Source organism: Streptomyces thermolilacinus SPC6, from assembly GCF_000478605.2.
Taxonomy (GTDB): domain Bacteria; phylum Actinomycetota; class Actinomycetes; order Streptomycetales; family Streptomycetaceae; genus Streptomyces; species Streptomyces thermolilacinus.
Genome location: NZ_ASHX02000001.1, coordinates 4,197,148 through 4,222,939, shown reverse-complemented (window position 1 = coordinate 4,222,939; position 25,792 = coordinate 4,197,148). Strand labels below are relative to the sequence as shown.

General features: G+C 75.3%; 22 protein-coding genes and 3 tRNA genes. 15 read left to right on the top strand and 10 right to left on the bottom strand.

Annotated features, from left to right (window positions below; all coding sequences use genetic code 11):
- The first annotated feature begins 4 nt into the window (after positions 1–4).
- Positions 5–529, top strand: a complete 525-nt coding sequence (locus tag J116_RS18340) for a hypothetical protein (protein WP_023588529.1) — start codon at positions 5–7, stop codon at positions 527–529.
- A gap of 32 nt (positions 530–561) precedes the next feature.
- Here J116_RS18340 and J116_RS18335 read toward each other — a convergent pair whose 3' ends face one another.
- Positions 562–1,158: a histidine phosphatase family protein gene (locus tag J116_RS18335; RefSeq protein WP_023588528.1), complete on the bottom strand. Its 597-nt coding sequence runs from the start codon at positions 1,156–1,158 to the stop codon at positions 562–564.
- Positions 1,159–1,315: 157 nt separating this feature from the next.
- On the opposite strand from J116_RS18335, the gene J116_RS18330 reads away from it, so the two are divergent.
- The 6 genes from J116_RS18330 (at position 1,316) to J116_RS18305 (ending at position 6,942) form a co-directional block, all read left to right on the top strand.
- Positions 1,316–2,575, top strand: coding sequence for a hypothetical protein (locus J116_RS18330; RefSeq protein ID WP_023588527.1), 1,260 nt, complete (start codon positions 1,316–1,318; stop codon positions 2,573–2,575).
- A complete protein-coding gene (locus J116_RS18325) occupies positions 2,575–4,188 on the top strand; it encodes a hypothetical protein (RefSeq protein ID WP_028964226.1) in 1,614 nt (537 codons plus the stop codon). The genes J116_RS18330 and J116_RS18325 overlap by 1 nt, the downstream gene beginning before the upstream one ends.
- An 8-nt stretch (positions 4,189–4,196) precedes the next feature.
- Positions 4,197–5,531, top strand: a complete 1,335-nt coding sequence (locus J116_RS18320) for an AAA family ATPase (RefSeq protein WP_023588525.1) — start codon at positions 4,197–4,199, stop codon at positions 5,529–5,531.
- 164 nt (positions 5,532–5,695) lie between these two features.
- Complete coding sequence (locus J116_RS18315; protein WP_023588524.1) at positions 5,696–6,058, top strand: hypothetical protein; 363 nt, start codon at positions 5,696–5,698, stop codon at positions 6,056–6,058.
- A gap of 163 nt (positions 6,059–6,221) precedes the next feature.
- Positions 6,222–6,878: a bifunctional DNA primase/polymerase gene (locus J116_RS18310; RefSeq protein ID WP_028964225.1), complete on the top strand. Its 657-nt coding sequence runs from the start codon at positions 6,222–6,224 to the stop codon at positions 6,876–6,878.
- Positions 6,869–6,942 (top strand) — tRNA-Lys (locus J116_RS18305). Before J116_RS18310 ends, J116_RS18305 begins: the two co-directional genes overlap by 10 nt.
- A gap of 70 nt (positions 6,943–7,012) precedes the next feature.
- On the opposite strand, the gene J116_RS18300 is transcribed toward J116_RS18305, so the two are convergent.
- Positions 7,013–8,281, bottom strand: a complete 1,269-nt coding sequence (locus tag J116_RS18300) for a M6 family metalloprotease domain-containing protein (protein WP_023588523.1) — start codon at positions 8,279–8,281, stop codon at positions 7,013–7,015.
- A gap of 666 nt (positions 8,282–8,947) precedes the next feature.
- Between J116_RS18300 and J116_RS18295 the strand changes: the two genes are divergently transcribed.
- Positions 8,948–10,633 (top strand): putative bifunctional diguanylate cyclase/phosphodiesterase, encoded by a 1,686-nt coding sequence (locus tag J116_RS18295; RefSeq protein ID WP_051203822.1) that lies wholly within the window; start codon positions 8,948–8,950, stop codon positions 10,631–10,633.
- A gap of 178 nt (positions 10,634–10,811) precedes the next feature.
- Here the strand turns inward: J116_RS18295 and J116_RS18290 are convergent, their stop codons facing one another.
- Positions 10,812–11,939, bottom strand: coding sequence for an LLM class flavin-dependent oxidoreductase (locus J116_RS18290; RefSeq protein ID WP_023588521.1), 1,128 nt, complete (start codon positions 11,937–11,939; stop codon positions 10,812–10,814).
- Positions 11,940–12,026: 87 nt separating this feature from the next.
- A complete protein-coding gene (locus tag J116_RS18285; RefSeq protein ID WP_023588520.1) occupies positions 12,027–12,713 on the bottom strand; it encodes an aspartate racemase/maleate isomerase family protein in 687 nt (228 codons plus the stop codon).
- A 69-nt stretch (positions 12,714–12,782) separates the two neighbouring features.
- Between J116_RS18285 and ehuB the strand changes: the two genes are divergently transcribed.
- The 6 genes from ehuB to J116_RS18255 all read left to right on the top strand — a co-directional run bounded on the left by ehuB (position 12,783) and on the right by J116_RS18255 (position 16,963).
- Positions 12,783–13,688 carry an ectoine/hydroxyectoine ABC transporter substrate-binding protein EhuB gene (gene ehuB, locus J116_RS18280; protein ID WP_023588519.1) on the top strand — a complete coding sequence of 302 codons (906 nt, stop codon included), beginning with the start codon at positions 12,783–12,785 and terminating at the stop codon, positions 13,686–13,688.
- Positions 13,685–14,344 (top strand): ectoine/hydroxyectoine ABC transporter permease subunit EhuC, encoded by a 660-nt coding sequence (ehuC, locus tag J116_RS18275; RefSeq protein WP_023588518.1) that lies wholly within the window; start codon positions 13,685–13,687, stop codon positions 14,342–14,344. Before ehuB ends, ehuC begins: the two co-directional genes overlap by 4 nt.
- Positions 14,341–14,991, top strand: a complete 651-nt coding sequence (ehuD, locus tag J116_RS18270; protein ID WP_023588517.1) for an ectoine/hydroxyectoine ABC transporter permease subunit EhuD — start codon at positions 14,341–14,343, stop codon at positions 14,989–14,991. The genes ehuC and ehuD overlap by 4 nt, the downstream gene beginning before the upstream one ends.
- Positions 14,981–15,757 carry an ectoine/hydroxyectoine ABC transporter ATP-binding protein EhuA gene (gene ehuA, locus J116_RS18265; protein ID WP_023588516.1) on the top strand — a complete coding sequence of 259 codons (777 nt, stop codon included), beginning with the start codon at positions 14,981–14,983 and terminating at the stop codon, positions 15,755–15,757. Before ehuD ends, ehuA begins: the two co-directional genes overlap by 11 nt.
- A gap of 170 nt (positions 15,758–15,927) precedes the next feature.
- Positions 15,928–16,686 (top strand): IclR family transcriptional regulator, encoded by a 759-nt coding sequence (locus J116_RS18260; protein WP_023588515.1) that lies wholly within the window; start codon positions 15,928–15,930, stop codon positions 16,684–16,686.
- 203 nt (positions 16,687–16,889) lie between these two features.
- Positions 16,890–16,963: transfer RNA gene (locus J116_RS18255), tRNA-Lys, on the top strand.
- 104 nt (positions 16,964–17,067) lie between these two features.
- Here J116_RS18255 and J116_RS30995 read toward each other — a convergent pair.
- Together J116_RS30995 and J116_RS18245 are read right to left on the bottom strand one after the other, a co-directional pair.
- Positions 17,068–20,094 (bottom strand): SPFH domain-containing protein, encoded by a 3,027-nt coding sequence (locus tag J116_RS30995; protein WP_023588514.1) that lies wholly within the window; start codon positions 20,092–20,094, stop codon positions 17,068–17,070.
- Complete coding sequence (locus tag J116_RS18245) at positions 20,091–21,449, bottom strand: peptidoglycan-binding protein (RefSeq protein ID WP_023588513.1); 1,359 nt, start codon at positions 21,447–21,449, stop codon at positions 20,091–20,093. Before J116_RS18245 ends, J116_RS30995 begins: the two co-directional genes overlap by 4 nt.
- Positions 21,450–21,633: 184 nt before the next feature.
- Between J116_RS18245 and J116_RS18240 the strand changes: the two genes are divergently transcribed.
- A tRNA-Lys gene (locus J116_RS18240) sits at positions 21,634–21,707 on the top strand.
- 67 nt (positions 21,708–21,774) lie between these two features.
- On the opposite strand, the gene J116_RS18235 is transcribed toward J116_RS18240, so the two are convergent.
- The 4 genes from J116_RS18235 to J116_RS18220 form a co-directional block, all read right to left on the bottom strand.
- Positions 21,775–22,458, bottom strand: coding sequence for a class F sortase (locus J116_RS18235; protein ID WP_023588512.1), 684 nt, complete (start codon positions 22,456–22,458; stop codon positions 21,775–21,777).
- A 1-nt stretch (position 22,459) separates the two neighbouring features.
- The gene (locus tag J116_RS18230; RefSeq protein ID WP_235617363.1) at positions 22,460–23,143 is read right to left on the bottom strand and encodes a hypothetical protein; all 684 of its coding nucleotides are present in this window, start codon (positions 23,141–23,143) and stop codon (positions 22,460–22,462) included.
- 127 nt (positions 23,144–23,270) lie between these two features.
- A complete protein-coding gene (locus tag J116_RS18225) occupies positions 23,271–24,050 on the bottom strand; it encodes an HAD-IIA family hydrolase (protein ID WP_023588510.1) in 780 nt (259 codons plus the stop codon).
- 80 nt (positions 24,051–24,130) lie between these two features.
- A complete protein-coding gene (locus J116_RS18220) occupies positions 24,131–25,678 on the bottom strand; it encodes an alkaline phosphatase family protein (RefSeq protein ID WP_023588509.1) in 1,548 nt (515 codons plus the stop codon).
- Between the last annotated feature and the right edge of the window lie 114 nt (positions 25,679–25,792).

The following is a 25,792-nucleotide window of genomic DNA, read 5'->3' as shown; positions in this document are numbered from 1 at the left end:
CCGGATGACCGACATGACGCCGTCCGCGTGGTGGGCGCTGCTGCCCGCCCACGCGCGCGTGGAGGCCGACGGGCACGTACTGCGCGACGCGCGCCTGCTCGCGGTACGCGCCGTCTGGCAGGCGGGCCGCCCGCTGGGGCTCGGGCTGCACGAGGCGCAGATGGTGGTGCACGACCGGTACGTCCACCACGGCGACCGGGTCGCGTTCCGCCCGGACCCGCCGCTGGACGTGGAGACGCTCACCGCGCTCGCCTCCGGGGCGCCGGGGCGGGTGGTGGCGGTGGCGGCCGTCTGGGACGGGGACACGGTGCACGACTGGTTCGTGGACCTGGTGGCGGTCACCGAAGGTCCGGCGGGCGAGCGGCGGCTGACCACCGTGTACGCGGACCGGGCCCGGCGGTGGCTCGACGGCGGGGCCCACGCGCCGCGCCACCCGTCGGCCGTCGTCGCCGAGCGGGTGGGGCGGCAGGTCGCGGCGCGGCTGGCGGTGCCGTTCCGCTTCGAGAGCCCGGACGAGCCCGCGTACTGACCGCCGGGCCGGGGCACACCGTGCGGGGCGGCCTACGGCTCCATGTGGCCCGTGTCGTTCCAGCGCTCCAGGGCGGGCTTCCCGTACGCCCAGCCCAGGACCGACAGGCTCGTCGGGTCGAGGCGGATCCGGGCGCCGAACGCGATGTCCTCGCCCAGCCAGCGCGCGGCGATGGTCCGCAGGATGTGGCCGTGCGCGAAGACCGCCACGTCCCGGTCGGCGGAGCGGGCCCACTCCACGACCTCGTCGGCGCGGGCCGACACCTGCGCCAGGGACTCGCCGTCCGGGACGCCGTCGCGCCAGATCAGCCAGCCCGGCCGGGCCGCCTGGATCTCCGCCGGGGTCAGGCCCTCGTACGCGCCGTAGTCCCACTCCATGAGCGTGTCCCACTCCTCGGCGCGGCCCGCGAAACCGGCCAGGTCGCACGTCTCACGCGCGCGGATCAGCGGGCTGGTGCGGATCTCGTACCCCTCGAGGCCCGCCCAGCGGCCCCGGCGCAGCCGCTCCCCCAGCAGCTCGGCGCCCTGCCGGCCCTCCGGTAGAAGGGGGATGTCCGTCCTGCCGGTGTGCCTGCCGAGCAGCGACCATTCGGTCTGGCCGTGCCGGGCGAGCAGGATGCGCGGTGCCATGGGGCGTACTCCTGGAGATCTTGCGCGAGAGGGTGCACACGACGGCGGGTGCAGCGACGTACCCGTCCATCATCCCGTACGCGCGCGTAGCGGCCGGAAGCCGGGCGAGCGGCCCGAACACGCCCCGGTTGTCAGTGGCGGATGCGAGACTTCCGCGGTGAGCGATTCCCTGGGCAGCGGACCGCGTCCGGCTCCGCGATCTCCGCAGACCCCGCACGTCCCGCCGGCCGCCCCGCCGGGGCCGGAGGTCCCGCGTCAGTCGGCGCTGCGGCGGCGGCTGGCCGAGCTGCGCGGCCCCGCGGCGACCCCGCATCCGCTGGACGCCCGCGCGCTGGCGGCCCTCGCGGCGAATCCCGGCTGCCGCCGCCGCGCCCTGCTGGACGGCGCCGGGGTGGACAAGGCCGCCCTCGCCTCCGCGCTGGGCTCCCCGTCCGGGTACGGGCAGTCGCAGTTCGCGTTCATGCGGGGCAACGCCTTCGAGGCGAAGGTCAAGGCCGACGGCGGCGCCGAACTGCTGCGGCTCCTCGGGGCGGACGCCCCGGACGAGGTGGACACGCCCGACCTTGCGGCCGCGGGGCCCGAGGGGCGGGCGGCCAGGACGGCGCTGGCGCTGCGGGAGGCGACGGCGGCGGGCCGCTGGGCGCTGCTCGACCATCCGATGCTGGCGCTGGACGTGGCCGGTTCGCCCGCGTACCTGGAGCCGGACGCGGTGGTGGTGCGGCCGGACGGCCGGTGGACGGTCGTGGAGATCAAGTCGTTCCCGATGATCGACGGCTCGGCGGACGCGGCGAAGGTCGGCGCGGCGGCCCGGCAGGCGGCGGTGTACGTGCTGGCGCTGGAGCGGGTCGCGGCGGTCACCGACGGCGCGGAGGTGGGCCACACGGTGCTGCTGGTCTGCCCGAAGGACTTCTCCAACCAGCCGGCCGGCTCGCCGGTGGACGTGCGCAAGCAGCTGGCGGTGACGCGGCGGCAGCTGGCGCGGCTGACGCGCCTGGAGGACATCGCGGCGGCGGTCCCGGAGGGCGTGACGTTCGATGTGGCGGCCTGTTCGTCGGAGCAGTTGACGGCGGCCGTGGAGGCGGTGCCGCACGCGTACGCGCCGGAGTGCCTGGCGGCGTGCGAGCTGGCGTTCCACTGCCGGGGCCGGGCCCGCGACGCGGGCGCGGTGGAGGCCCTGGGCCGTTCCGTGCGGGGTGAGCTGGGCGGCCTGACGACGGTCGGTGACGTGCTGGCGGCGGCGCGGGGCGAGGCGGGCGACCCGGACGACCCGGCGGTGGCGGCTCTGCGGCGCGCGGCGGCCCTGCGCGCGGAGGCGGTCGCCGAGGCGGCGGAGGCGTGCGCCGGGCCGGGTGCCGGGCCCGGGGTGCCCGGGCAGAGTGCCGGGGCGGGCGTGCGGACCGGTGCGGGGGTGGCCTGATGTCGCTGATCTCCACCCTGGCGCGCCTTGAGGCCGTCGAGGCGGGGCGGGCCCGCCCGCTGGCCACGGTCCGCCACCGGCACGTCTCCGACGCGCCGCTCGTGTTCGTGCCGCTGACCACGTCCGGTGAGGCGGGCGCGCCGCTGGGTGCCCTGGTCGGCACGGACCGGGACGCGCCGCGCCTCCTCGTCGTGCCGCAGCCCCGCGACCGGGACCTGCGGTTCGCGTTCCTCGCCGACCTGGCGGAGGCGGTGCTGCCGTACGTCGACGCGTACGCGGACGTGGTGGAGCCCGCCGAGCAGTCGCAGACGGACCCGGAGACCGGCAAGAAGGTGAAGGTCGAGGTGGAGCTGTGCCTCGACGCGCCGCAGCTGGTCGTTCCGAGCCGGGCGGGCGTGGAGTACGTACGGCTGCTGGGCCGGTCCATGCGGTTCAGGCGCACGGCGGAGCAGGACCCGGAGACGCCGTTCCCCGCGCCGCCCCGCGTACCGCTGCTGGGCCGGTGGCTGACGCACTACGGGGAGCGGGCCCGGGTGCCCGGCTCGTCGCTGCTGCTCGCGGCGACGGACCTGCTGAACCGGCACTGGGCGACCGGCCAGTCCTCGCTGGAGGACCAGCACCTGGGCGCGCTGCTCGCGTGGATCGACCCGCCGGACGGCGAGTCGGGCGCCGCGGCGGCGCTGCGGGCCGAGCTCGGCCGGGACCGGGACGGACAGCTGCTGTGCCCGCCCGCGGGACCGGCGACCGACCCGGCGTTCGACAACCGGCTTCTGGCGCCCGCGATCGAGGCGTACGACCGGGCCCGCCAGGCGCTGGGCGCGGCGGAGGACGGCGAGGCGGCCGACGAGCGGCTGGGCGCCCTGTACCGGGGGGAGCAGCACATCCGGGAGCTGGTGGGGGCGCAGCTGCGGCCCACGTGGGACGCGGTGTGGCGGGCGCTGGACCTGGTGCGGGAGCTGCCGCCGGGGCGGCGCGTCGCGGACCGGTGGACCCGGGACCGCTGGTCGTTCACGGGGCACCGGGACCGGGTGCGGGCCGGTGAGCCTCCGCAGCCGCGCCGGGACGACGCGGTGACGGCGGCGCGGAAGCTGGCCGCGCGGGAGAGCGCGCAGGCGCAGCTGGAGGCGCAGGAGGCGCTGGACGACCCGCTGGTGATGGCGGGGCGGCGGCTGGCGGGCGAGGCGTTCGCCGGGGAGGTGGTGGACGTGACGATGACGTGGACGGAGTCGAAGCGTCCGTCGCCGCGCCCGCTGGTGACCGTACGGACCGATGACGCGCCGCACCTGGGGCCGGGTGTGAAGGCGTACCGCTCGCTGGAAGGGCGCCCGCAGACGGCGGAGTTCGTGGGGTACGACGAGGACGGCGGGGGCGGCGCGGACGGCGGCCGGACGGTGGTGCTGCGGGTGCTGGACCGGATGGGCCGGTCGAAGGAGCCCGCGCCCGGTTCCGTACCGGAGAAGGGCGACCGGATCGTGTGGACGCTGTTCGAGCACGATCAGCGGGTGGGGCCGAAGCTGCCCGACCCCGAGGAGACGCCGTGGACGCACGGCGGCCCGCCCCGCCAGGACGCGGCGGAGGCGCCCGACCCGGTGACCCCGGAGGACGTGCTGTGAGGAGTCAGGTGAGCCAGGTGCTCGACCCGTCGGCTGCCGCCGCAGAGGCGACCCGCGCGATTCTGGAGGACACGCTCCACGGGGACGCGCGGGGCGTCGTCGTGGACTCGCCGCCCGGCGCGGGCAAGTCCACGCTGGTGGTGCGGGCGGCGCTGGAGCTCGCGGCGGCGGGCCGCCCCCTGATGGTGGTCGCGCAGACGAACGCGCAGGTGGACGATCTGGTGCTGCGGCTCGCCGAGAAGGAGCCCGAGCTGCCGTTGGGGCGGCTGCACGCCAGCGACGCGGACGCGTACGACAAGGCGCTGGACGGGCTGGACCAGGTGGTGAAGTCCACCAAGGCGGCGGACCTGGCGGGGTTGCCGGTGGTGATCTCCACGGCGGCGAAGTGGGCGCATGTCAAGGGCGTCGAGCCGTGGCGGCACGCCATCGTGGACGAGGCGTACCAGATGCGGTCGGACGCGCTGCTGGCGGTGGCGGGGCTGTTCGAGCGGGCGCTGTTCGTGGGCGACCCGGGGCAGCTGGACCCGTTCTCGGTGGTGGGCGCCGACCAGTGGGCGGGACTGTCGTACGACCCGTCGGCGAGCGCGGTGTCCACGCTGCTGGCGCACAACCCGGACCTGCCGCAGCACCGGCTGCCCGTGTCGTGGCGACTGCCCGCGTCGGCGGCGCCGCTCGTGTCGGACGCGTTCTACCCGTACACGCCGTTCCGCGCCGGTACGGGCCACGGCGACCGGCGGCTGGCGTTCGGCACGGCGTCGGACGGCTCGGCGGCGGACCGGGTGCTGGACGAGGCGGCCGAGTCCGGCTGGGGCCTGCTGGAGCTGCCGCCCCGGCACACGCCCCGCACGGACCCGGAGGCGGTGCACGCGTGCGCGCTGGTGGTGCGGCGGCTCCTGGACCGGGGCGCGGCGGCCGTCAGCGAGCGCGCCGAGCAGCCGGTCCCGGTCGCGGCGGACCGGGTGGCGGTCGGCACGGCCCACCGCGACCAGGCGGCGGCGGTCCGCGCGGCCCTCGCGGACCTGGGCGTGACCGGGGTGACGGTGGACACGGCGAACCGGCTCCAGGGCCGCGAGTACGACGTGACGGTGGTGCTGCACCCGCTGTCGGGCCGCCCCGACGCGACGGCGTTCCACCTGGAGACGGGCCGCCTGTGCGTCCTGGCGTCCCGCCACCGGCACGCGTGCGTGGTGATCTGCCGCGAGGGCGTCACGGACCTGCTGGACGAACACCCCTCCACGGAGCCGGTCCAGCTGGGCGTGACGGTGAAGTTCCCCGACGGCTGGGAGGCCAACCACGCGGTCCTCTCCCACCTCGCCGAACACCGCGTGCGCTGGCGGCCCTGACCGGGCCGGGCACGAGGCAGGGCACAGGGCCCGGCGGCGAGGCCGGATCGCGGCGGGCGGGCGCCGGCCATGGCCCGCACGCGGGGTTGCGGGAGGCGGGACAATGGTCGGTGGCCGTCTCACCGACGGGGGCGGCGGCACGGCGAGCGGGATGGGAGTCCTCCATGGCGGAAACCGAGCGGAGCGGGCAGCAGCGGCGGCTCAGGCCGGCGCCCCTGCTCTTCGAGCCTGCGGAGGCCGCCGCCGATCCGGAGCACTTCTTCGACCTGGAGTCCATCGAGGACCCGCGCGAGCTGCTCGCCCGGTCCACGGAGCTGACGCTCGCGTTCCGCGCGGCCGCCGACCGGGCCCTGGAGTACCAGGCCATCGCCGCCGCGCAGCTCGCGGACCCGCGCCGGTTCGACCGGCTGACCACCGCCGACATCGCCGAGCGCGCCGAGTGGACGGAGGACTACGCGGTGAAGATGGTCGAGTTCGGCCGCGACCTGCTCCGCGACGGCGCCGGCCGCAGCGGCGACGAGGACTGAGCGGCCCACGGGCCGCCAGGGGCGGCCACCCGGCGGTGGCCGTGCCCCGGGGGCACGCGAGCGGCATATGCCGAGGGCGAAAGATACCCCGCCCAGCGTCGGCCTGTCCCGGTTTCCGGGAACTCTTCGAGATCATCTCGTCACACACGGTAGACCTGGGTGCATGAGTACCTGGCTGCGAGAAGAGACCCCGCTGAGCCCCGCCCACGCCGACGTGGACGAGCGTCGCCCCGACCTCTACCGGCGGTTGCGCGACCAGGCACCCCACCCCACCTCGCAGGTCACCGCCGACGGCGCCGAGTGGCTCGTGTCCGCGTCGCAGTACCCGGCCTCCACACTCGCCCTGTGGGAGGCCCGCCCCGCCGCGCCCGCCGTCCTGCCCTGCGGCACCGCCTTCGACGTGGTGAACGTTCCCGCGATCTTCGGCCGCCGCCTGCTGGACCGGCTCTGGGAGGAGGGCCCCGGCTCCGGGCCGGTCGCCGCGCACCTGGGGCGGATGCTGCTGTTCACCGCGCCCGGCACCAGCCGGCGGCTGCCCGCGCTGCTCGGCTGGGAGGAGTGGGGCGACGCGGTCCCGCCGATGCTGTGCCACGGCGTCGGCGACGCGGTGACCATCCCGCCGCTGGTGCCCGCCACGACGGACGGCCCGCGCTGGGTCGTGGCGCCCGACACGCGTACGCCCTGGCTGCCGGGGCCCGAGGTGCTGCTGTGGGCGTGCGTGCGGGTGGCGCGCGCCACATCCACCCGTGACGTGCGGGTATCGATTTCTCCGGACACCGACGAGGGTGCTAATGTCTACGACGTCAGCAGGCGCCGCTAGCTCAGTTGGTTAGAGCAGCTGACTCTTAATCAGCGGGTCCGGGGTTCGAGTCCCTGGCGGCGCACAGACGGAAGAAGCCCCTCGCGGAAGCGGGGGGCTTCTTCGTGTGCCGGGGTGTACGGAGGCGTACGGCCCTACGGGGTGATCCGCACCGTCCAGCCGCCCGCCGCCGTCCGGTGCAGGACCTCCACGCGGACGCCCTCCTCCGCCACGGTGAGCGACTCGCCCTCCGCGAGCGGCGCGTCCGCGAGCGGCGGGTACACGGACCGGTCCCGGCAGGCCTCCGTCAGCGGATGGGCGTCCACCACCTCCACGGGCCCCGCGCCCGACTCGGTGCCGCCGCGCACCCGGTACACCAGCACGCCCTCCGTGCACGTGCCCCGGTCGTTGCCGAACGCCCCCCGCGCCTCGAACGCCAGGACGCGGTCCGGGCCCGTACGCACCACCGCGAGACGCGGGCCGGGCGCGGCGGGCGCGCCGTTCTCCGCCGCCAGCGGCTGGAGCGTGACCAGCTGCGGCTCCCGTACGCACCGCACCTGGTGCGCGCCGAGCCAGCCGAGCTTCCACTTGTGCCAGCCGAACGGCTCAGGGGCCAGCGCGAACTGGCTGCCCATGACGTCCCAGTCGCCCACATGGGTGTCCCAGTCGCCCTTGCCGTCCACGGGCCGGTTGTACAGGTCCGGCAGGTCGAAGACATGGCCCGTCTCGTGGGCCAGGACGTTCCGGTCCGGCGGGTGCCGTTCGAACAGCGTCACCACCCGGTCGATGTCCGTGCCGTCCGCGCGCAGCGGCGTCCGCAGGTTGACGACCTTCGTCGCGTCCGAGTCCACGCCGGGCGCCTCCGGGTCCGCGACCAGGTAGACGATGTCGTACCGGGAGAAGTCCACGACCGGGTCGGCCACCGCGAGCGCGTCCCGCAGGTAGGCGGCCCGCCGGTCGGCCGCCCAGTCCCGCTGTATGGCGTACGCGGTGGACGGGCGCGGCATGCGCAGCCAGCCGTGCCGGGGGTGGGCGCGCAGCGTGAACCGCCCGTACGAGGCCCGCTCGAAGAACTCGCTCGTGTCGGGGAAGTAGTCGGCGGCGATCGTCTCCGTCGAGTGCGGCGGCGCCGAGTCCGGGAACGACAGGAAGAGCATGACCGCGTCGAGGGTCCGCTCGGGCTTCGGGTAGGCGGCGTTCCAGGTGTCCAGGCCCAGCGAGTGGTGGGCGTCGGTGCGCGGCAGGGCGCACGGCCCCGCCGACGGCTCGCCCGCCGCCGGGCCGGAGACGAGGCCCGTCGCGGCGATGGCGACGAGGGAGAACACCCCGGCGGCCGTGGAGCGCAGGCTCGGGCGGCGCACTCCGCCGTGCAGCGGCGCGGGCGGCTGCGGACGTCGCTGCGCGGGCGGCTGCTGACCCTCCACGTCAACCTCCGGGTGCGAGATATACGGAACGTCTCCCCACCCTGTGCCGTTTTGGGATGGTATGCCCTGTTCCGCTGCCCCACTCGGGTGAGCGGCGGCACCCCCGTACCCCCTGCGCCCCTTCACCGGCAGTCACATCCGGTCGGACCCTGGCCGAGTCGCGCCACACCCGCGCAGAAACGATCGGGCGTGTCCGTTGGGCCGTTCGGCCGTTGTCCACAGGCCGGGGGTCGCTGGAACGGCCCCACGGCAGCGCCCGGGATCGGCACACTTTCCATGGCCGACCTCGCCCGACCAGATCTGTACGTCACAACTGCCCTGCGGGAGCGAGCGGTGAGCGGAACTCCAGAAGGACCGGGACACACAGCGGTCGCACAGCCCAGCACCGCACTCCGGACGACCACGGCGCGTGAGACGACCACGGTGCGTGAGACGGGTCCGGTGGCCGGCGACACCAACGACGGGACCACGGCGGCCGACGGCGCCCATGGCGGGACCACGGCGCACCGCGAGCAGCCACCCACCGCGCAGCCACGCCGCCGGCAACCGCCCCGCGCCCAGCCGCCCCGCCCGGCCGCGGTTCCCGAGGCCGCACCGGGCCCCGCACCCTCCCCCGCGGCGCTGCTGCGCGACGTCCACGCGGCGTTCAACGCGGCGCAGCTCCCCATGGCGGTCGTGGACGGCGACGGTCTGGTGGTCAGCGCGAACGACGGCCTCGCCGACCTCGTCGGCACGGACGCCGCGTCCCTGCGCCGCCGCGCCGCCGCTGAGCTGGTGGACCTGGGCGCCGACAGCCGCACCTGGCACGCGTACCGGGAGGTGCTGCGCGGCCACCGCTCCCGCTTCCGCTGCACGCGCCGCCTCAAGCACCCGGACGGACGGTCGCTGTGGGCGGAGGTCACCGTCGCGCCCGTACCCCGCAGCCGCCATGTGCTGCTGTCCGTCGCCGACATCAGCGACCGCCGCGAGCTCCAGGCGCGACTGCGGCACCTCCAGATGCACGACCCGGTGACGCGGCTGCCCAACCGGACGCTGTTCTTCGAGCGCCTCACGTCCGCGCTGGAGCACGCCTCGTGCGACGCGTACGACTCCTACGACGCGTACGGCGAGGGCGGCACGGGCCGGATCGGCCTGTGCTACCTGGACCTGGACGGGTTCAAGGCCGTCAACGAGACGCTCGGCCACCGGGTCGGCGACCGGCTGCTCGCCGCCGTCGCCACCCGGCTCACCGAGTGCGCCGAGAACGACGCGTACGCGCGCGGGGGCGGCCATCTGGTGGCGCGGCTCGGCGGCGACGAGTTCGCGATCCTGGTCGAGGACTCGACCGGCACGGAACAGCTCGCCGCGCTCGCCGGGGCCGTGCTCGCCGCCGTACAGCGCCCGTTCGACCTGGCGGGGCAGCGTCTTTCGGTGTCCGCGTCCATCGGCGTGGTGGAGCGGGCCGCGGCGGGCACCACCGTCAACGGGCTGATGCAGGCCGCCGAGACGACGCAGTACTGGGCGAAGGCCGACGGCAAGGCCCGCTGGACGCTCTTCGACCCGGAGCGCAACGCGCACCGGATGACCCGGCAGGCGCTCAGCTCGACACTGCGGCCGGCCGTGGAGCGGGGCGAGTTCGCGCTGGAGTACCAGCCGCTGGTCGGCATGGCCGACGGGGCGGTGCGCGGGGTGGAGGCGCTGGTCCGCTGGAACCACCCCCGGTTCGGGACGCTGGCGCCGAATCGGTTCATCGGAATTGCTGAAGAAGACGGGTCCATCGTGCAGCTGGGCCGGTGGGTGCTGCGGACCGCGTGCCACCAGGCCCGCCGCTGGCAGGCCGAACGTCCCGACGCGCGGCCGCTGTTCGTCAGCGTCAACGTCGCCGTACGGCAGGTGTGGGACTCCGACCTGGTCGCGGACGTGGCGGAGATCCTGGACGAGACGGGCCTCGAACCGGGCCTGCTCCAGCTGGAGCTGACCGAGTCGGCGGTGATGGGGTCGGCCGGGCGGCCGCTGCGGGCGCTCCAGGCGCTGAGCGGGATGGGCGTGCGGATCGCCATCGACGACTTCGGCACCGGGTACTCGAACCTCGCCTACCTGAGCCGCCTGCCCGTGTCGGTGCTGAAGCTCGACGGATCGTTCGTGCGGGGCTTCCAGGACGAGGCGCACCCGAACCCGGCCGACGAGGTGATCGTGGAGGCGATGGTGTGCCTGGCGCACCGGCTGGGGCTGACGGTGACGGCGGAGTGCGTGGAGACGGCGGGGCAGGCGGAGCGGCTGCGGCGGATCGGCTGCGACACGGGCCAGGGCTGGTGGTACTCCCGGCCGGTCCCCCCGTCCCGGATCGCGGCACTCCTGCCCCCCGCGCCCTGAACGCCCCGCGCCGCGACCCGTCCGGCGGGGCTGAGGACCGCCCCTGGTCGGGGAGGGTGGGCCTCTCCGGGCAGGGGCGGTGGACTGAGGCGCGCCGCGCAGCCGTGCGGCGTACGGAAGTTGACGTATTGATAGCCGCCGCGCGCGCCCCGCGTCAATGGTCTGGACCAAATGGGGGCTAGACCATTCCGTACGCGTCCGCGATCAGCTCGTACGAGCGCAGCCGCGCCTCGCCGCCGTGCACGCTCGCCGTGATCATCAGCTCGTCGGCGCCCGTCCGCTTCTGGAGGTCGTCCAGCCCGGCCCGCACCTCGTCGGGCGTGCCGTGGACGACGTTCGCCAGCCAGCCGTCCACGAAGTCCCGCTCGACCGGGCTGTACGGGTACGCCTCGGCCTCCTCCGGCGTGGGCACGAGACCCGGCCGCCCGGTGCGCAGCCGCACCATCGACAGCGCGCCGCTCAACGCCTGGCGCCGCGCCTCGCGCGGGTCGTCGGCGGCGATCGCGGACACGCCGATCAGCGCGTACGGGGCGTCCAGCACGGCCGACGGGCGGAACGACGACCGGTACAGGTCCAGCGCCGGGATCGTGTTGCGGGCCGAGAAGTGGTGGGCGAACGCGAACGGCAGGCCCAGCGTCCCGGCGAGCCGCGCGCTGAACCCGGACGAGCCGAGCAGCCACACCGGCGGCCGCCCCGCCGGGCCCTGCACCGGGCCCGGCACGGCGTGGATACGGGCGTACGGGTGGCCGTCCGGGAAGTCGTCGTCCAGGAACCGGATCAGCTCGGCGAGCTGCTGCGGGAACTCGTCGGCGCCCTCGTCCAGCCGGTCCGCGCGGCGCAGCGCGGCGGCGGTGGCGCCGTCCGTGCCGGGCGCGCGACCGAGGCCCAGGTCCACCCGGCCGGGCGCCAGCGCCTCCAGGGTGCCGAACTGCTCGGCGACGACGAGCGGCGCGTGGTTGGGCAGCATCACGCCGCCCGAGCCGAGGCGGATGCGGCTCGTGTGGGCGGCGAGGTGCGCGAGGATCACCGCCGGGGAGGACGAGGCGACGCCGGGCATCGAGTGGTGCTCGGCGACCCAGTGGCGGTGGTAGCCGCGCCGCTCGGCCAGACGGGCGATCTCCACGCTGGTGGCCAGCGCCCGCGACGCGGTGGACCCCTGCCCGACGGTCACCAGGTCCAGGACGGAGAGCGGCACGGGGGCCGTGCCGGGCGCCCCGCCCCGGATCGGGTCGGTGGCGGCGGCGGTGCCGACGGGCCGTACCGCCGCCGTGCCGTCCGTCGCCGTGTGCTGTGTCTCGTCGCTCACCGTGGGCCCTCCTGCGCCATGACGTCTCTACGCCATCGCCTAACAGGAGGCACCATCCGCTTATTCCCGGCTCAGCCCCGGCGCGCCCTACGCCCTCGGCTCCCACACGTCCCGCGGACCACGGCGGACGAACAGCGCGCCCAGCTCCTCGCCCCACACCCCGTGCCGCTCCGCGAGCCGCAGCCCCTCCCACACCGTCACCAGCGTCCCCGTCAGCACGGGCTTCCCGGCCGCCGCCTCCGCCTCCGGGACCTCAGCGACCGTCGGCACGGAGGTGTCCGGGACCAGCACCGCCTCCGCGCTCGGGTCGTCGGCCGCCCGCACCAGATCGGGCAGCGGCAGCCCGCCGTGCGCCCGCGCCTCGCCCACCACCTGGATGCCCGCCGCCTCCAGGAACCGGACCACCGCGCCCGCCACGTCGTCCGGGTACCCGCCCGCCACCGCCACGCGGGTCGCGCCGACCGCCCGCGTCGCGTGCGCGAAGCCGATCGCCGTACTGGACGCGGGGAGGCCCGCCGTCAGCGCCAGCGCCCTGGCGTGGGCCCGCGCCGCGTCCCAGCCCTGCGCGAACGACGCGCCCGCCGTCGCCCACACGACCGCGTCGGTGCCCGCGAGACGCAGCCGCTCCGCCCCGGCGGCCAGCCGCTCCGGGTCGGTGCCGGGCCCGTCGTACACGACGGGGTCCACGCGGATGTCGCCGCCCAGCAGCGTCTCGATACGGCGGTAGTCGTCCTCCGGGTGACCCTCCGGGCGGAGCAGTCCGACGGTGGTCATGGCAAAGCCTCCTGTAATCGGTAGCGCCGATCCGGCATACCCCGAGCGGGTCCGGGTAGCGGCGCGCCCATGGCTCGTACAGCTCGTCGCACAGACAACAGAGACAGGGAATCAGGATCGGTGAGACGCCGCTCGTTGCTCCTCGGCACGGCGGCGTTCGGCGTGTCGGGGGCGCTCGGCGCCGCCGGGTGCGCCCGCGTTCCCACCGGGGACGCCCTCGCCCGGCTCAGATCGCAGGGCACGGTACGGCTCGGCATCGCCGGGGAGGTGCCCTACGGGTACGTGGACGAGGACGGCGCCTTCACCGGCGAGGCGCCCGAACTCGCCAAGGTCGTGTTCCGGCGGCTCGGCATCGACCGCGTCCAGCCCGTGGCGACCGACTTCGGCTCCCTCATCCCCGGCCTCAACTCACAGCAGTTCGACGTCGTGTCCGCCGGCATGTACATCAAGAAGGACCGCTGCCGGCAGGTGCTCTTCTCCGATCCCGAGTACCAGATGCTGGACTCCTTCATCGTGCGGAAGGGCAACCCGCTCGGGCTGCGCTCGTACGAGGACGTGGTGCGCCGCCGGGCCCGCCTCGCCACCGGCGCCGGATACGCGCAGAGCGCCTATGCCGTGGCCGCCGGGTACCCCGAGAAGCGGCTCGTCATTCTCCAGGATCAGGTCGCGGGGCTGAACGCCGTCGAATCCGGCCGGGTGGACGCCTTCGTGGGCACCGCCCTCACCAGCCGCCAGGTGGTGCGCGGCAGCGCCAGGACCGAGGCGACCGAGCCGTTCGCCGCCGTCGTGGACGGCAAGCGGCAGATCGACGGCGGCGGCTTCGCGTTCCGCCGCACCGACCGGGAGCTGCGGGACGCCTTCAACGCCGAGATCCACCGCATGAAGCGGAGCGGCGAGCTGTTCCGCATCATGCGCCGGTTCGGCTTCACCCGCGCGGAGATGACCACGCTGACCGCCGAGGAGCTGTGCCGATGACCATGGGACTCTGGCAGAACTGGGTCCTGCCCGGCATCTGGGTCACCGTCCAGCTCCTCGTGTACAGCGCGCTGCTCGGCGCGGTGGTGGCGTTCGGCGTCGGCATGGCCCGCACCCACCGCTCGCGGCTCGTGCGGTTCGCCGCCACCGCGTACACGGAGATCTTCCGGGGCGTCTCCGCGCTGGTGCTGATGTTCTGGCTGTTCTTCGTGGTACCGCCGCTGCTGGGCTGGCAGTTGGTGCCGATGTGGGCGGCGGTGCTCGCGCTGGGCCTGTCGTACGGGGCGTACGGCGCCGAAGTGGTGCGTGGCGGCCTGGCCGCCGTACCGCCGGCGCAGCGGGAGGCGGCCGTGGCGCTGAGTCTGACGCCCTGGCAGCGGATGCGGCTGGTGCTGCTGCCGCAGGCGGTGCCGGAGATGCTGCCGTCGTTCTGCAACCTGCTGGTGGAGCTGCTCAAGGGCACGGCGCTCGTGTCGCTGCTCGGCGTCGGGGACGTGTCGTTCGCGGCGTACCTGGTGCGGCTCGCCACCCAGGACAGCGCGCAGATCTACACGGCCGTGCTCGTCATCTACTTCGTCCTCGCCCTCGGGGTGACCCGCTCCATGAAGGCGCTGGAGCGCCGGGCGAAGGCCAACCTGGGGATGGTGGTCAAGTGACCTGGGACTGGTCCGCCGTCGCGGACTTCCTGCCGAGCTTCGCCGACGGGCTGCTGGTCACCCTGCAGGTCCTCGTCCTCGGCTCGCTGATCTCGTTCACCCTGGGCCTCGTGTGGGCGGCCGGGCTGCGCGGCCGGAGCCGGCTGGTGCGCTGGCCGGTGACCGCCGTCACCGATTTCGTCCGTACGACGCCGCTGCTGGTGCAGCTGTTCTTCCTGTACTTCGTGCTGCCCGAGTGGGGCGTGCAGTTCTCGGCGCTCACCACCGGCACCCTCGCCATCGGGCTGCACTACTCGACGTACACGGCGCAGGTGTACAAGGCGGGCATCGACGCCGTACCCGCCGGGCAGTGGGAGGCGGCGAGGGCGCTCAGCCTGCCCGCGCACCGCACCTGGTCGGCGGTGATCCTGCCGCAGGCGGTGCGCCGCGTCGCGCCCGCGCTCGGCAACTACGTCATCGCCATGCTGAAGGACACGCCGCTGCTCGCCGGAATCAGCGTGCTGGAGATGCTCCAGCGGGCACGGCTGGAGAGCGCCGACACCTTCCAGTACACCGAGCCGCTCACCGTCGTCGGTGTCGCCTTCATCCTGATCGCCTACCCGGCTTCCCTGCTCGTCCGCACTCTGGAGCGCCGCCTTGTCCACTGACCCGACCACCACCCCGCCCGCCGGTCCGTCCACCGAACTCGTCCGCTTCACCGACGTGTCCAAGCGCTTCGGCGAGAACACCGTCCTGGACGACCTGTCGTTCACGGTCGACGCGGGCCGCCACGTCACGCTGATCGGCCCGTCCGGGTCCGGCAAGACGACGATCCTGCGGATGCTGATGACGCTGGAGCGGCCCGACAGCGGCACGATCGAGGTGGGCGGCCGACGGCTGTTCCCCGCCGACGAGAGGCAGCGCCGCGAGGTGCGCAAGGACATCGGCATGGTGTTCCAGCAGTTCAACCTGTTCCCGAACATGTCCGTGCTGCGCAACGTCACCGAGGCGCCCGTACGGGTGCTCGGCATGAGCCGCGACGAGGCCGCCGAACGGGCGCGCGGACTGCTGGACCTGGTGGGGCTCGCCGCCAAGGAGGACGCGCGGCCCTCGCAGCTGTCGGGCGGTCAGCAGCAGCGCGTGGCCATCGCGCGGGCGCTGGCGATGCGGCCGAAGGTGCTGCTGCTGGACGAGGTGACGTCGGCGCTCGACCCGGAGCTGGTGGCCGGGGTGCTGGACCTGCTCACGGACATCGCGCGGACCACGGACATCACCATGGTGTGCGTCACGCATGAGATGAATTTCGCCAGGGACATCTCGGACGAGGTTCTCATGTTCGACTCCGGACGCGTGATCGAAGCCGGTTCACCGGAGAAGATCTTCTCCGACCCGGAGCACGAACGCACTCGCGAATTCCTGGGCGCGGTGCTCTGACCTCGCCTTACTCGCCCCCGCCGTGCCACTGGCATATACCAGGGGAGCGCGTCGCAGCGTGCGCGGCGGGGCGGGGCGTACTTCTTGCCAACGGCTGGCCCGTAAAGGGTCCTTGGCGGTTATCGTGGTACGGAAGGTAGCTTGCGGTCACAACCTGGTAGGGGGAAACCGTGGCGCTGAAGCCCGAGCCGACCGCGCCGTTCCATTCGGTGCAGTACGCCCTGCGCGTCCTCGAAACGGTGTCCCGGCACGGCGGCGGGGTCACCGACGCGCAGATCGCGCGCGAGACGGGCCTGCCGGCCGCGCACCTGACGCCGCTGCTGCGCATGCTGCGGCGCGAGGGGTACGTGGAGCAGGTCGCCGACGGCGCGTACATCGTGGGCGACTCGCTGGTGCTGCTCGGCTCCGGCGTCACCCGGCGCGAGGCGCTGGAGGCGAAGCTCCAGGAGACCCTCACGGAGCTGCGCGACTCGGTCGGCGCGGCCGTGTACATCAGCCGGTACATCGACGGCGAGGTCAAGATCACGCAGATGGCGGACGGGCCGCACACGCCGAAGGTCAACGAGTGGGTGGACTTCCGCTCGGCGGCGCACGCCAGCGCGGTCGGCAAGTGCCTGCTGACCCAGCTCGACCAGAACGGGCGGCGCGACCACCTGGCCCGCCACAAGATCGCCCGGCTCACGTCGCGGACGATCACCAGCGAGCGGGTGCTGTTCTCCAAGCTGGACAGCCAGCCGCCGACCGTCCCCGTCCTGGACCTCCAGGAGTACGCCGTGGGCACGGTCTGCGCGGCGGTCCCGCTGACGGCCGGTTCGTCGGTCGGCTGCCTGGCCCTGTCCCTCCCGATCGAGCACGCCCACCGGCTGCGCTCGGCGGCGGACACCCTGAACCGCAAGGCCGCGCCAGTGGTGCTGTCGCTGGCGCTGTGAGACCGCCGGGCGGCGCAGCCCGCCGGCCCCGCGAGGCTGCCGTGTGAGAGTGCGCGGCGGGGCAGAGGCTCCGGGCGCGGTCCGGACCGGTGGCGCGGGCTGTGAGGCGGCGCCCAGGCCGGTGGCGCGGGCTGTGGGGCGGGAGCGTCGGGCGGTGGCGCGGAGCACCCCTGAGGACCGGGTAGTATTACTTCTGTCAGCGGGCGCCGCTAGCTCAGTTGGTTAGAGCAGCTGACTCTTAATCAGCGGGTCCGGGGTTCGAGTCCCTGGCGGCGCACAGACAGGAAGGCCCCTCGCGAAAGCGAGGGGCCTTTCCGCTTGCCGGGCGTACGGGTGCTTCCCGGGCGTGCCGGATACCGCGCCGGGGGTGCCGGTCCCGGCTCAGGCGCCCCGGTCGGCGGCGGCCGGGAGGGTGTGCCCCGTGTAGAACGCCACGGTCAGGTCCCGCACCAGGTCCTTGCGCTCGTAGTCGTCCAGCTCGACCAGGCCCCGCTCGGTGAGCCGGTGCATCATGTCGTCCACCGCGTCCACGACCGAGCCGAGCACCGCGTCCCGGTGCTGCGCGTCGATCGCCGCGATCCGGCGGCGGCGCATCGCTGCCGCGATCTCCGGGGCGTACTCGATCCGCGTCGGCTGCGCCGAGAACACCTCGATGCCGACCGGCGCGCACTCGGCGGCGACCATCCGCGTCATCGCCTCCCCCACCGCGTCGGCGTCCCGCAGCGTCGGCTCGCCGCCGTGGAACACGTCGGCGGGCAGCCGGGACAGCACGCGCGCGAGGGCGGCCTCCACCTGTTCGCGCAGGTACCGCTCGTGGTCCGCCACGGCGAACGCCGCCCGGACCGTGTCACGGACCCGCCACACGACCAGCACGACGACCCGCAGGGCCGTGCCGTTCGCGTCGACGGCGGGCAGCGGTTCGCTGCGCCAGTGCCGCAGCCGTACGTCGAGACGGCGGCGCAGCAGCAGCGGGCTCACCCACAGCAGGCCGGTGCGCCGCACGGTGCCCCGGTAGTCGCCGAACAGGGTGAGCACGGAGGCGTACCCGACCCGGCCGCGCACCAGCCCGCCGAACGCGAACATCGCCAGCAGCACACCGGCCGTCAGCAGCGCGGACGTCCCGAGCGGCAGACCCCGGTACGGGCGGAACGGCAGGCCCAGCATCCGGCCGAGCCCTTCGGGCAGCGCGCCCGTCCACCACGCGGCGAACCCGCAGGCGACGAGCGCGACCGCCCCGGCGGCCAGCCCCGTCCAGCCGGGCAGCGCCACGCCCTCCCGCTCGACCGGCGCCGCGCCGAGGACCGTGCCCCGCCGCGCTCCGGCGTGCCGCCCGCGCCGTCCGCCCTTCGCCCGCGTGGCGGCGGCCGCGTCCGGAGCGCTCCCGGCCCGCGCGTCGGGACGCCCCTGAGGCCGCGCCCGCCCGGTTCGGGCCGGTGCGGCGGGGGCGGTGGTGCCGGTGCTGGGGCCCCGGAGGCCGGTGCCGTTGGTCCGGCCCCGGGGGGCGGGGTTGGTGGTGAGGCTGTGGGGGGCGGGGTTGGTGGCGAGGCCGGGGGCTTCGCCGGTACCGGCCGGGGAGTCGGTCCCGCCGGGGCGGGACTGGTGGGGGGAAGTGCCGTTCCGGGACAGGACGGCCCGCAGGGGTGCCGTCTCCTCCGGGGCCACCACCCGGCCGACGGCGGGCCCGTCGGCCAGGGCCGTGGCGGCGCCTGCCGCGTCTCCCGCGTCGGCGCCGTACGGCCCGGAGGCGAGGGGCTGGTCCAGGCGGAGGGGCGCGGCGAGAACCGGGCCGGTGGCCGGGCCCGTGCCCGTGCCCGTGTCCGTGTCCGTGTCCGCCGGGCGGTCGGCGCGAGGCGTTCCGGTGGCGGTACGGGACACGTCCGCCGCCGGGCCGTCGGTTTCCTCGCCGGTCGGCGCTTCGGTTCCCCGTACCGGGGCGCGGTGCTTGCCGCCCGACGGCCTGGGCCCCGGCTCGGGGGCGGCCTCCGGGCGGGCGGATCCCGCCGCGTGCTTGCCGGCCGGCTCCCGCCGCTCCCCCTGGGCGTCGGCCGCGCCGGTGCGCGTCTCCTCGGCAGCAGGCGGTTCGGGGGCCTGTACGGGTCCGGGGGCCTGTACGGGTCCGGCCACGGACCGGGCCTCGGCATGCGCCGGGGCCTCCGCCGTGCCGGGGCCTGCGGCGCGCGGGGGCTCGGCCGTGGGCGCGAGGGGCGCCTCGACCGGGTGGGACGCCTCGACCGGGTGGGACGCCTCGACCAGGTGGGACGCCTCGACCAGGTGGGACGCCCGGTCTGCGACGCGCTCGACGGGCGGCTCGGTGGGGCCGTCGCCCGCCGGGGCGGAACGGTGCGGCTCGGCGAGGCGGAGTGCCTCGGCCGACAGCGCATCGGCGCAGACGGCCCGGTCGGTCGCGGCGGATCGCTCCGCGACCGACGGCTGCCGGTGGTCCGGCGCGGCCGCCGTGGGGGGCGTGGCGGGGCAGGGCGCGGCGGTACTGCCGAGGGGCGCTGCTGCCGGGGCGTCCGAGGGCGCTTCTGTACCGGGCGTCCCGGCACGGTCCTCCTCCGCAGCGGCCGGGGGCCGGCCGGTGGCCGCGGGCGCGGGGGGTGCGGGCGCCGCATGAGGCGCGGGCCGGGCCGGGGCGGCCGACGGCTCGGTGAGGGGGGTGGAGGCGAACGGCGGCTCCGGGGCGGGGGCGACCGGCGGCTCGGCGACCGGGGCTTCGGCGACCGGGGCTTCGGCGATCGGCTCCATCCGAGCTTCGGTGGCCGGGGGCGCGGCCGCAGCCTGCCGTACGGCCGTCGTGGTCGTCGCCTCGCCTGCCGCCACCGTGCCGCCCGGCTCCGCTGCCGTACCGGGGGCGTCGGCGGGAGTCGCCCCGGCCGACGGCGGCTCGGGGGCGGCCGGGGCGGTGTGCTCGGCGGCCACCGGCCGGTGGGCCCCCGGCTCCGGCGCGCGCGGTGCCGCCTCCACGCCGGGGCCACCGCCGGTCGGGGCACCGCCGGTCGGGGCACCGCTGTTCGGGCCGCCGTCGCTCGGGGCCGCCGGTGCGGGCCTGACGTGGGGCGTCGCCGTGCCGGGGGCCGTGGCCGACCGCACGGGACCCGCCGCGGTCCGGTCACCTCCCGCCGGTACGGGCCTGACATGGGGTCCCACCTCGGGCACGGCGCCCGCCCTCGTGGCGGGTGCGTCCTCCGTCGTGCCCGGCGTCTCCGGACGCGCCCCGGGACGGCCCTCGGGCCAGGGGTTCTCCGGGCGGGGAGTCCCGGGCCGGGGGGCTTTGGGACGCCGGGTCTCGGGCCGGGGGGCGGGGTCCGTGCGAGGACCCTCCACCACCACGGACGGGGTCGGCTGGAGCAGGTTCGGGACGTCCACCGGGGGCGGGGGCGTCCTGCGGGTGTGGTGCTCGGTCATCGGAAGAGCCGCCTCCATGTCTCCGGGCCCGGGTGGCCGTCGGCCGCGCCGCCGCGCCAGCCCTGGGCGCGCTGGAAGTCCTGGACGTTGCGCCGGTCCGCCTCGCTCCAGCGCGGGCCCGGACCGGTGCGGTAGTGCTTGCCGTAGCCGCGCCGCACCAACTGGCGGCCCAGCGTCTCGACGTGCTGGCTGGACTGGCCGGGCCGGAAGTGGGCCCGCCCCGGGTACGGGGGCGGTGCCTGTCCCGCGGCGGGCGGGATGTCCCGGCCCCGGCCGGTGGTGAGCAGCCGCCAGGTGTGCGGCCCCGGCAGCCCGTCCGCCTCCGCGCCGCGCCAGCCCTGCGCCCGCTGGAACGCCGCAGTCGCCCTGCGGTCCGCCGCCGTCCACTCGGGCCCGGGCCCCGTCTCGTAGAAGCGGGCCCCGCCGCGCTGCACGAGCATCCGGCCCAGGTGGGTGACGTGCGCGTTGACCGCGCCGGGGCCGAAGTGCCGGGTGCCGGGGAACGCCGTGGAGGACGGGGCTCCGCCCGTCGAGGTGCCGTCCGCGACGACGCCGAGGTAGCGGTAGCCGACGTACCGGTCGGAGTCGGTCCAGTACGCCAGCGGGGTCGGCTGCTTGCGGGTGTGCGGCTTCGTCTGCTCGTACGCCAGGTAATGGGTGCGCCGGTCGTCCGTCCAGCCGCCGAAGATCGTGACGTGGGACCCCTTGGTGGGGTTCGCGGGGTTGTGGAACAGCAGGATGTCGCCCGGCTGGAGGTCCGCCCACGCGATCTTCTCCGCGTAGCGGTGGAGGCTGCCGGTCCACTCGTTGGCGGGCAGCTTCCACGCCATGGAGACATAGCCGGAGCAGTCCTGCCGGTAGCCGTCCGACCAGTACTTCTCCATCGAGTACGGGACCTTCTCGGTGACCCAACGCTCGGCGCGGGCGATCATCTCCGCACGGCTGACCTTCGGCAGCGGCGCCTGGGCGAGGGAGCCGCCCGCCGGGCCCGCGAGGGGGCGGCCGTGCAGCCCGGTCGTGCCGCCCTGCGGGTTGCCGCCGGACGGGTCGCCGGACGGATCGCCGCCCGGGTCCCGCCCGGTCGGCCCGGCGGAATGCGGTGACCCGGCGGATTGGGGCGGACCAGCAGGCTGCGGTGGGCCCGCCGGTGCCGGGCCGGCCGCGGCGGGGGTGCCGCCGCCCAGCACGACACCCGCCGCGGTGAACAGGACGAGTGCGCGCCGCGCCCCGTGCGCGGCGGGGTGCCCGCCCTCCCGTACGGCCGGGCGGAGCGCGAGCTCCCGCCGCCGCCGGGCGCAGCCGGGGCAGGGACAGTCGGCGGCGGGTTCGTACTCCTCGAAGACCGGAACGGCCATACGGTTCTTCCCCTCGACACTCGACGAGATCTCTCCGTGCATACGGCATTTTGACCGTCAAAAGGGAAAAAACGACCATCCGACAGGCCCGGCGAGCCGGGAAATTCTCGGCCCGCCCGACTGCCGGACGGCCGGGCGGTCGGGAGCACCCTCCGGCGTCGGGTAGAGTTGTGCAGGTCAGCAGGCGCCGCTAGCTCAGTTGGTTAGAGCAGCTGACTCTTAATCAGCGGGTCCGGGGTTCGAGTCCCTGGCGGCGCACGCGAAACCGAGGCCCCCTCACCGAGTGAGGGGGCCTCGGTCGTTCCTCCGTGCGGCGGTGGCGGGCTCAGCGGATCGCGGTCAGGTACGCGGAGACGACGACGTTCGCCGTGTAGCTGGACGTGGCGCGGTCGAAGGTGCCGCCGCAGGTGATCAGCCGCAGTTCGGCGCGGGCCGGGTCGCGGGGCCCGTACGCCTGGTGCGCGTCGAACGCGTGCCGCGAGAAGACCCGTACGTCCTCCACGGTGAACTCCGCGACGGTGCCGTCCGCGCGGGCCACCCGCACGACGGCGCCCGGCCGGGTGGTGCCGAGCCCGTGGAAGACGGCGGGCCGGGTCCTCGTGTCCACATGGCCGACCAGCAGGGCCGTGCCGCGCGCGCCGGGCGTGGTCCCGGCCGCGTACCAGCCGACCGTGCGCGGCGCCTCGTACGGCGGCGGCTCGATCGCGCCGGACGGCTCCAGTCCGCGCGGTACGACCGGGACACCGTCGATACCGAGCGACGGCACGGCCAGCCGCTCGGGCGCGGCGGGGGCGGCGGGCGGACGCGGGGGCGGCAGCGGTACGCCGCGGGGGCGGCCGACGGCGGCGACGTCACCGGTCGTCGGGGCGGAGAGACCGCCCTGCCCGGCGGTGACCTCCTTCCCCCACAGCCACATCAGCACCAGGACGAGCGCCCAGACCAGGCCGACGGCCATCCGGCCGGTGCCGGTGCCGGACGCGCCGCTCTCGGCGAGGGGGCGGGGCGCCATGTCAGTCCGCGTCACGGCCGCGGCGGCGGCGCGCGGAACGCACGGCGACGGCGACGGCGGCGACCGCAGCGAGGACCAGCCCGATCACCGTGTGGCGGGTGCCCGGCCCCTGCCCGGCGGCGCCCGGCGCTTCCGCGACGGGCCCGGCGACGCTCGGGGCGTCCGCGAGCCGGTGCGCGACGGCGTCCACGACCGGTGGAGGGGCGCCCCCTCCGCCCGCCCGGACGGGGGCGTGGGGCGTGGGGCGCGGCGCGGGATCGACCTGGACGCGGCCCGCGTCGCGGTGGGTGCGGCCGCCGCAGACGACGGTCAGCGGGTACGAGCCGGCCGCCGTGCCGGACCGTACGGTCGTGTCGCCGTACAGGTCCCCGCCGCCCCCGCCTCCGCCGCGCCCCGACAGCGCCACGTCCGCGACGAACACCGGGGAGCGGACCGTCCCGCCGGGCCCCGCACAGCCCTGGACGCGGACGTCCAGGTCACCGCCCGGCGCGACCGCCCCGGGCGTGACCACCGCACTCACCCGCCCACGCTCCGGCCCGGCGGAGGGCCCGGAGACCGGCCCGCCCGACGGATCACCCACCGGCCCGGCAGCAGGCCCGCCCCACGGGTCGCCCGCCAGTGCGGGGGCGGCGGCCGGGGCGAGGACGAGGACGGCGGCCGCCGTCGCGGCACGGACAGCAACCACACCTGGACGCATCGTGAACCTCCTCGTAGGAAGATTCACCCGGATCGCCGCTCCCCGCATCCCCGGAGGGCACGCGGAGAGGCCCCCTACCGGCCGGTAAGGGGCCCCCACCTCACCTCTTCGCCGGTCAGACCCGATCGACCAGATCGGCGATGGAGTCCACCACCGACGACGGCCGGAACGGGTAGCGGTCCACGTCCGCCGGGGTGGTGAGCCCGGTGAGCACGAGGAACGTCTCCATCCCCGCCTCCAGACCGGCCAGCACGTCCGTGTCCATCCGGTCGCCGATCATGGCGCTGGTCTCCGAGTGGGCGCCGATCGCGTTCAGCCCGGTGCGCATCATCAGCGGGTTCGGCTTGCCCGCGAAGTACGGCTCGCGGCCGGTCGCCTTGGTGATCAGCGCGGCGACGGAGCCGGTCGCGGGCAGCGGGCCCTCGGCGGACGGTCCCGTCTCGTCCGGGTTGGTGCAGATGAACCGGGCGCCGCCGTTGATGAGCCGGATCGCCTTGGTCAGCGCCTCGAAGCTGTACGTGCGGGTCTCGCCGAGGACCACGTAGTCCGGGTCGTGGTCGGTGAGCACGTACCCGATGTCGTGCAGCGCCGTCGTCAGCCCCGCCTCGCCGATGACGTACGCGGTGCCGCCCGGCCGCTGGTCGTCCAGGAACTGCGCGGTCGCGAGCGCCGACGTCCAGATGTTCTCCACCGGCACGTCGAGCCCCATCCGGTACAGCCGGGCGTGCAGGTCGCGGGCCGTGTAGATGGAGTTGTTCGTCAGGACGAGGAACGGCCGCTCGTTGTCCCGGAGCTTGCGGATGAAAGCGTCGGCGCCGGGGATCGGCACGCCCTCGTGGATGAGGACGCCGTCCATGTCGGTCAGCCAGGATTCGATCGGCTTGCGCTCTGCCATGGGGCGGGACTCCTGCCGTACAGATACCGCTTGCGTGCTGGGGGCGCCGCGACAGCGCTGTGGCGGCGCCCCCAGGGTAATCACGATGTGCGGATCTTGACCCCGTCGACCACCCAGTACCAGTTGTTGGAGCCGGTGTAGCGGAAGCGGAAGTGGACCGTGGTCGCCCCCGGCGGCACGTCGGCCGTCAGCGACTGCGGCTGGGCCACCACGTCGGAGGTGTAGGAGCGTACGACCGTCGGGATGCCGCCGTTGAACGAGGCGAGGACCTGCGCGGTCTGGCCGGACTCCTGGCGGTAGTGCGTGGTGAAGTCCAGCGTCACTCGGGACGCGCCGGTCACCCCGTACGCGGGCGTCACCAGCGTCGATTCGAAGCGGCCCGAGTTCGCCTTGTCGTCCCACTCGTCGGAGTCGGCGACGGCGAAGACGCCCCGGGAGCGGACGTTCAGCTCGCGCCACTGATCGCGCTGGGTGCGGGACCAGAAGTCGTCCGTGGAGAACGACCAGCCGCGCCACTCGGTGACCCCGCCCGTGCCCATCGCGTTGTTGACGACGGACCAGCCGCTGGGCGGGGTGTGGGTGAAGCCGAGCACCCCGGCGGGGATGCCCGTCTCGTCCACGCGGCCGGACAGCGACCCGTACAGGGAGTCGAAGGGGTCGGCCGACCGCTCCTGGACCGGCTTGCCGTCCAGGCCCCACGCCGGGTCAGGGGTGACGCCCAGCTGGTGGAAGACGGTCGCCGCCACGTCCACCAGGCGCGTGTCGTGCGGGCGCGCCCCCGCCGCGATGCCCGGCCCGGTGGCCAGCACGAACGTGGACCGCTCGGCGATGGAGCTGCCGCCGTGGCCGCCCGCGTCCACATGGCCGTGGTCGGTGCAGACGATGACCGTCCACCGCTCGGACGCGCGGGTCGGGCGGGCCTCGATCGCGGCGAGCATCCGGCCCAGCTGCGCGTCCTGCACGGCGATCGCGTCCAGGTACCGCTGGCCGGTGCCGTACGCGTGGGCGACGACGTCCGTGTTGCCCAGGTACACGAACAGCACGTCCGGGTTCTGGTCGCGCAGGACGGAGACCGAGGTGGCCGTGATGGTCTCGTCGTGGCCGGCGTACCCGTCCCGGTCGCCGTCCAGGACCAGCTTGGCGTCGGCTCCCGCGGTGACCGTGCCGTACGTGTCGAGCGGCTTCCAGTCCACCGCGGCGAACAGCGACAGCGCGGGGCGCACCTGGTGGAGGCGGGCGAGGAAGCCCGGGTAGCGGGCGTAGTCGCGGCCGGTGAAGGTGTTGTCGCGCACGCCGTGCTTGTCGGGCCACACGCCGGTCGTGATGGTGGACCAGCCGGGGCCCGAGGACGTGGCGGCCATGGGGTTGGCGTACAGGAGCGACGTGCCCAGCGTGCCGGCCGCGCGCATCGTCTTCAGGTTCGGGGCGTTCGCCGCGTCGACGCGGTCGAGGCGCAGGCCGTCCATGCCGACGACGAGGACCTTGTCCTGGCTGGTGCCGTTCGGCAGCGTGGGCACGGCCGCGGTGGCGGCGTGGGCGGGGGCGGTGACGGTTCCGGCGGCGGCGAGGGCCGCGGTGGTCGCTGTGGCGGCGAGCACGGTACGGCGGGGTATGCCGGCGGTCGGCATGGCGGGTCCTCCGTGGAGTCCGGACGGGTGGGGTGTGGTGCCGTGGTGGTCTCGTGGTGCGGATGGTGCCGGGTGCGGTGGTGCGGGACGTGCCGGGTGCGGATGGTGCGGGGT

What these genes read in the sequence shown, in the direction of transcription:
- J116_RS18225 (WP_023588510.1), bottom strand. Translation starts at nt 24,050, where the DNA reads ATGGCAGAGCGCAAGCCGATCGAATCCTGGCTGACCGACATGGACGGC.
- J116_RS30995 (WP_023588514.1), bottom strand. Translation starts at nt 20,094, where the DNA reads ATGACCGAGCACCACACCCGCAGGACGCCCCCGCCCCCGGTGGACGTC.
- J116_RS18285 (WP_023588520.1), bottom strand. Translation starts at nt 12,713, where the DNA reads ATGACCACCGTCGGACTGCTCCGCCCGGAGGGTCACCCGGAGGACGAC.
- J116_RS18310 (WP_028964225.1), top strand. Translation starts at nt 6,222, where the DNA reads ATGAGTACCTGGCTGCGAGAAGAGACCCCGCTGAGCCCCGCCCACGCC.
- J116_RS18220 (WP_023588509.1), bottom strand. Translation starts at nt 25,678, where the DNA reads ATGCCGACCGCCGGCATACCCCGCCGTACCGTGCTCGCCGCCACAGCG.
- J116_RS18315 (WP_023588524.1), top strand. Translation starts at nt 5,696, where the DNA reads ATGGCGGAAACCGAGCGGAGCGGGCAGCAGCGGCGGCTCAGGCCGGCG.
- J116_RS18340 (WP_023588529.1), top strand. Translation starts at nt 5, where the DNA reads ATGACCGACATGACGCCGTCCGCGTGGTGGGCGCTGCTGCCCGCCCAC.
- ehuC (WP_023588518.1), top strand. Translation starts at nt 13,685, where the DNA reads ATGACCATGGGACTCTGGCAGAACTGGGTCCTGCCCGGCATCTGGGTC.
- ehuB (WP_023588519.1), top strand. Translation starts at nt 12,783, where the DNA reads ATGGCTCGTACAGCTCGTCGCACAGACAACAGAGACAGGGAATCAGGA.
- J116_RS18235 (WP_023588512.1), bottom strand. Translation starts at nt 22,458, where the DNA reads ATGGCGCCCCGCCCCCTCGCCGAGAGCGGCGCGTCCGGCACCGGCACC.
- J116_RS18245 (WP_023588513.1), bottom strand. Translation starts at nt 21,449, where the DNA reads ATGGCCGTTCCGGTCTTCGAGGAGTACGAACCCGCCGCCGACTGTCCC.
- J116_RS18335 (WP_023588528.1), bottom strand. Translation starts at nt 1,158, where the DNA reads ATGGCACCGCGCATCCTGCTCGCCCGGCACGGCCAGACCGAATGGTCG.
- J116_RS18295 (WP_051203822.1), top strand. Translation starts at nt 8,948, where the DNA reads ATGGCGGTCGTGGACGGCGACGGTCTGGTGGTCAGCGCGAACGACGGC.
- J116_RS18325 (WP_028964226.1), top strand. Translation starts at nt 2,575, where the DNA reads ATGTCGCTGATCTCCACCCTGGCGCGCCTTGAGGCCGTCGAGGCGGGG.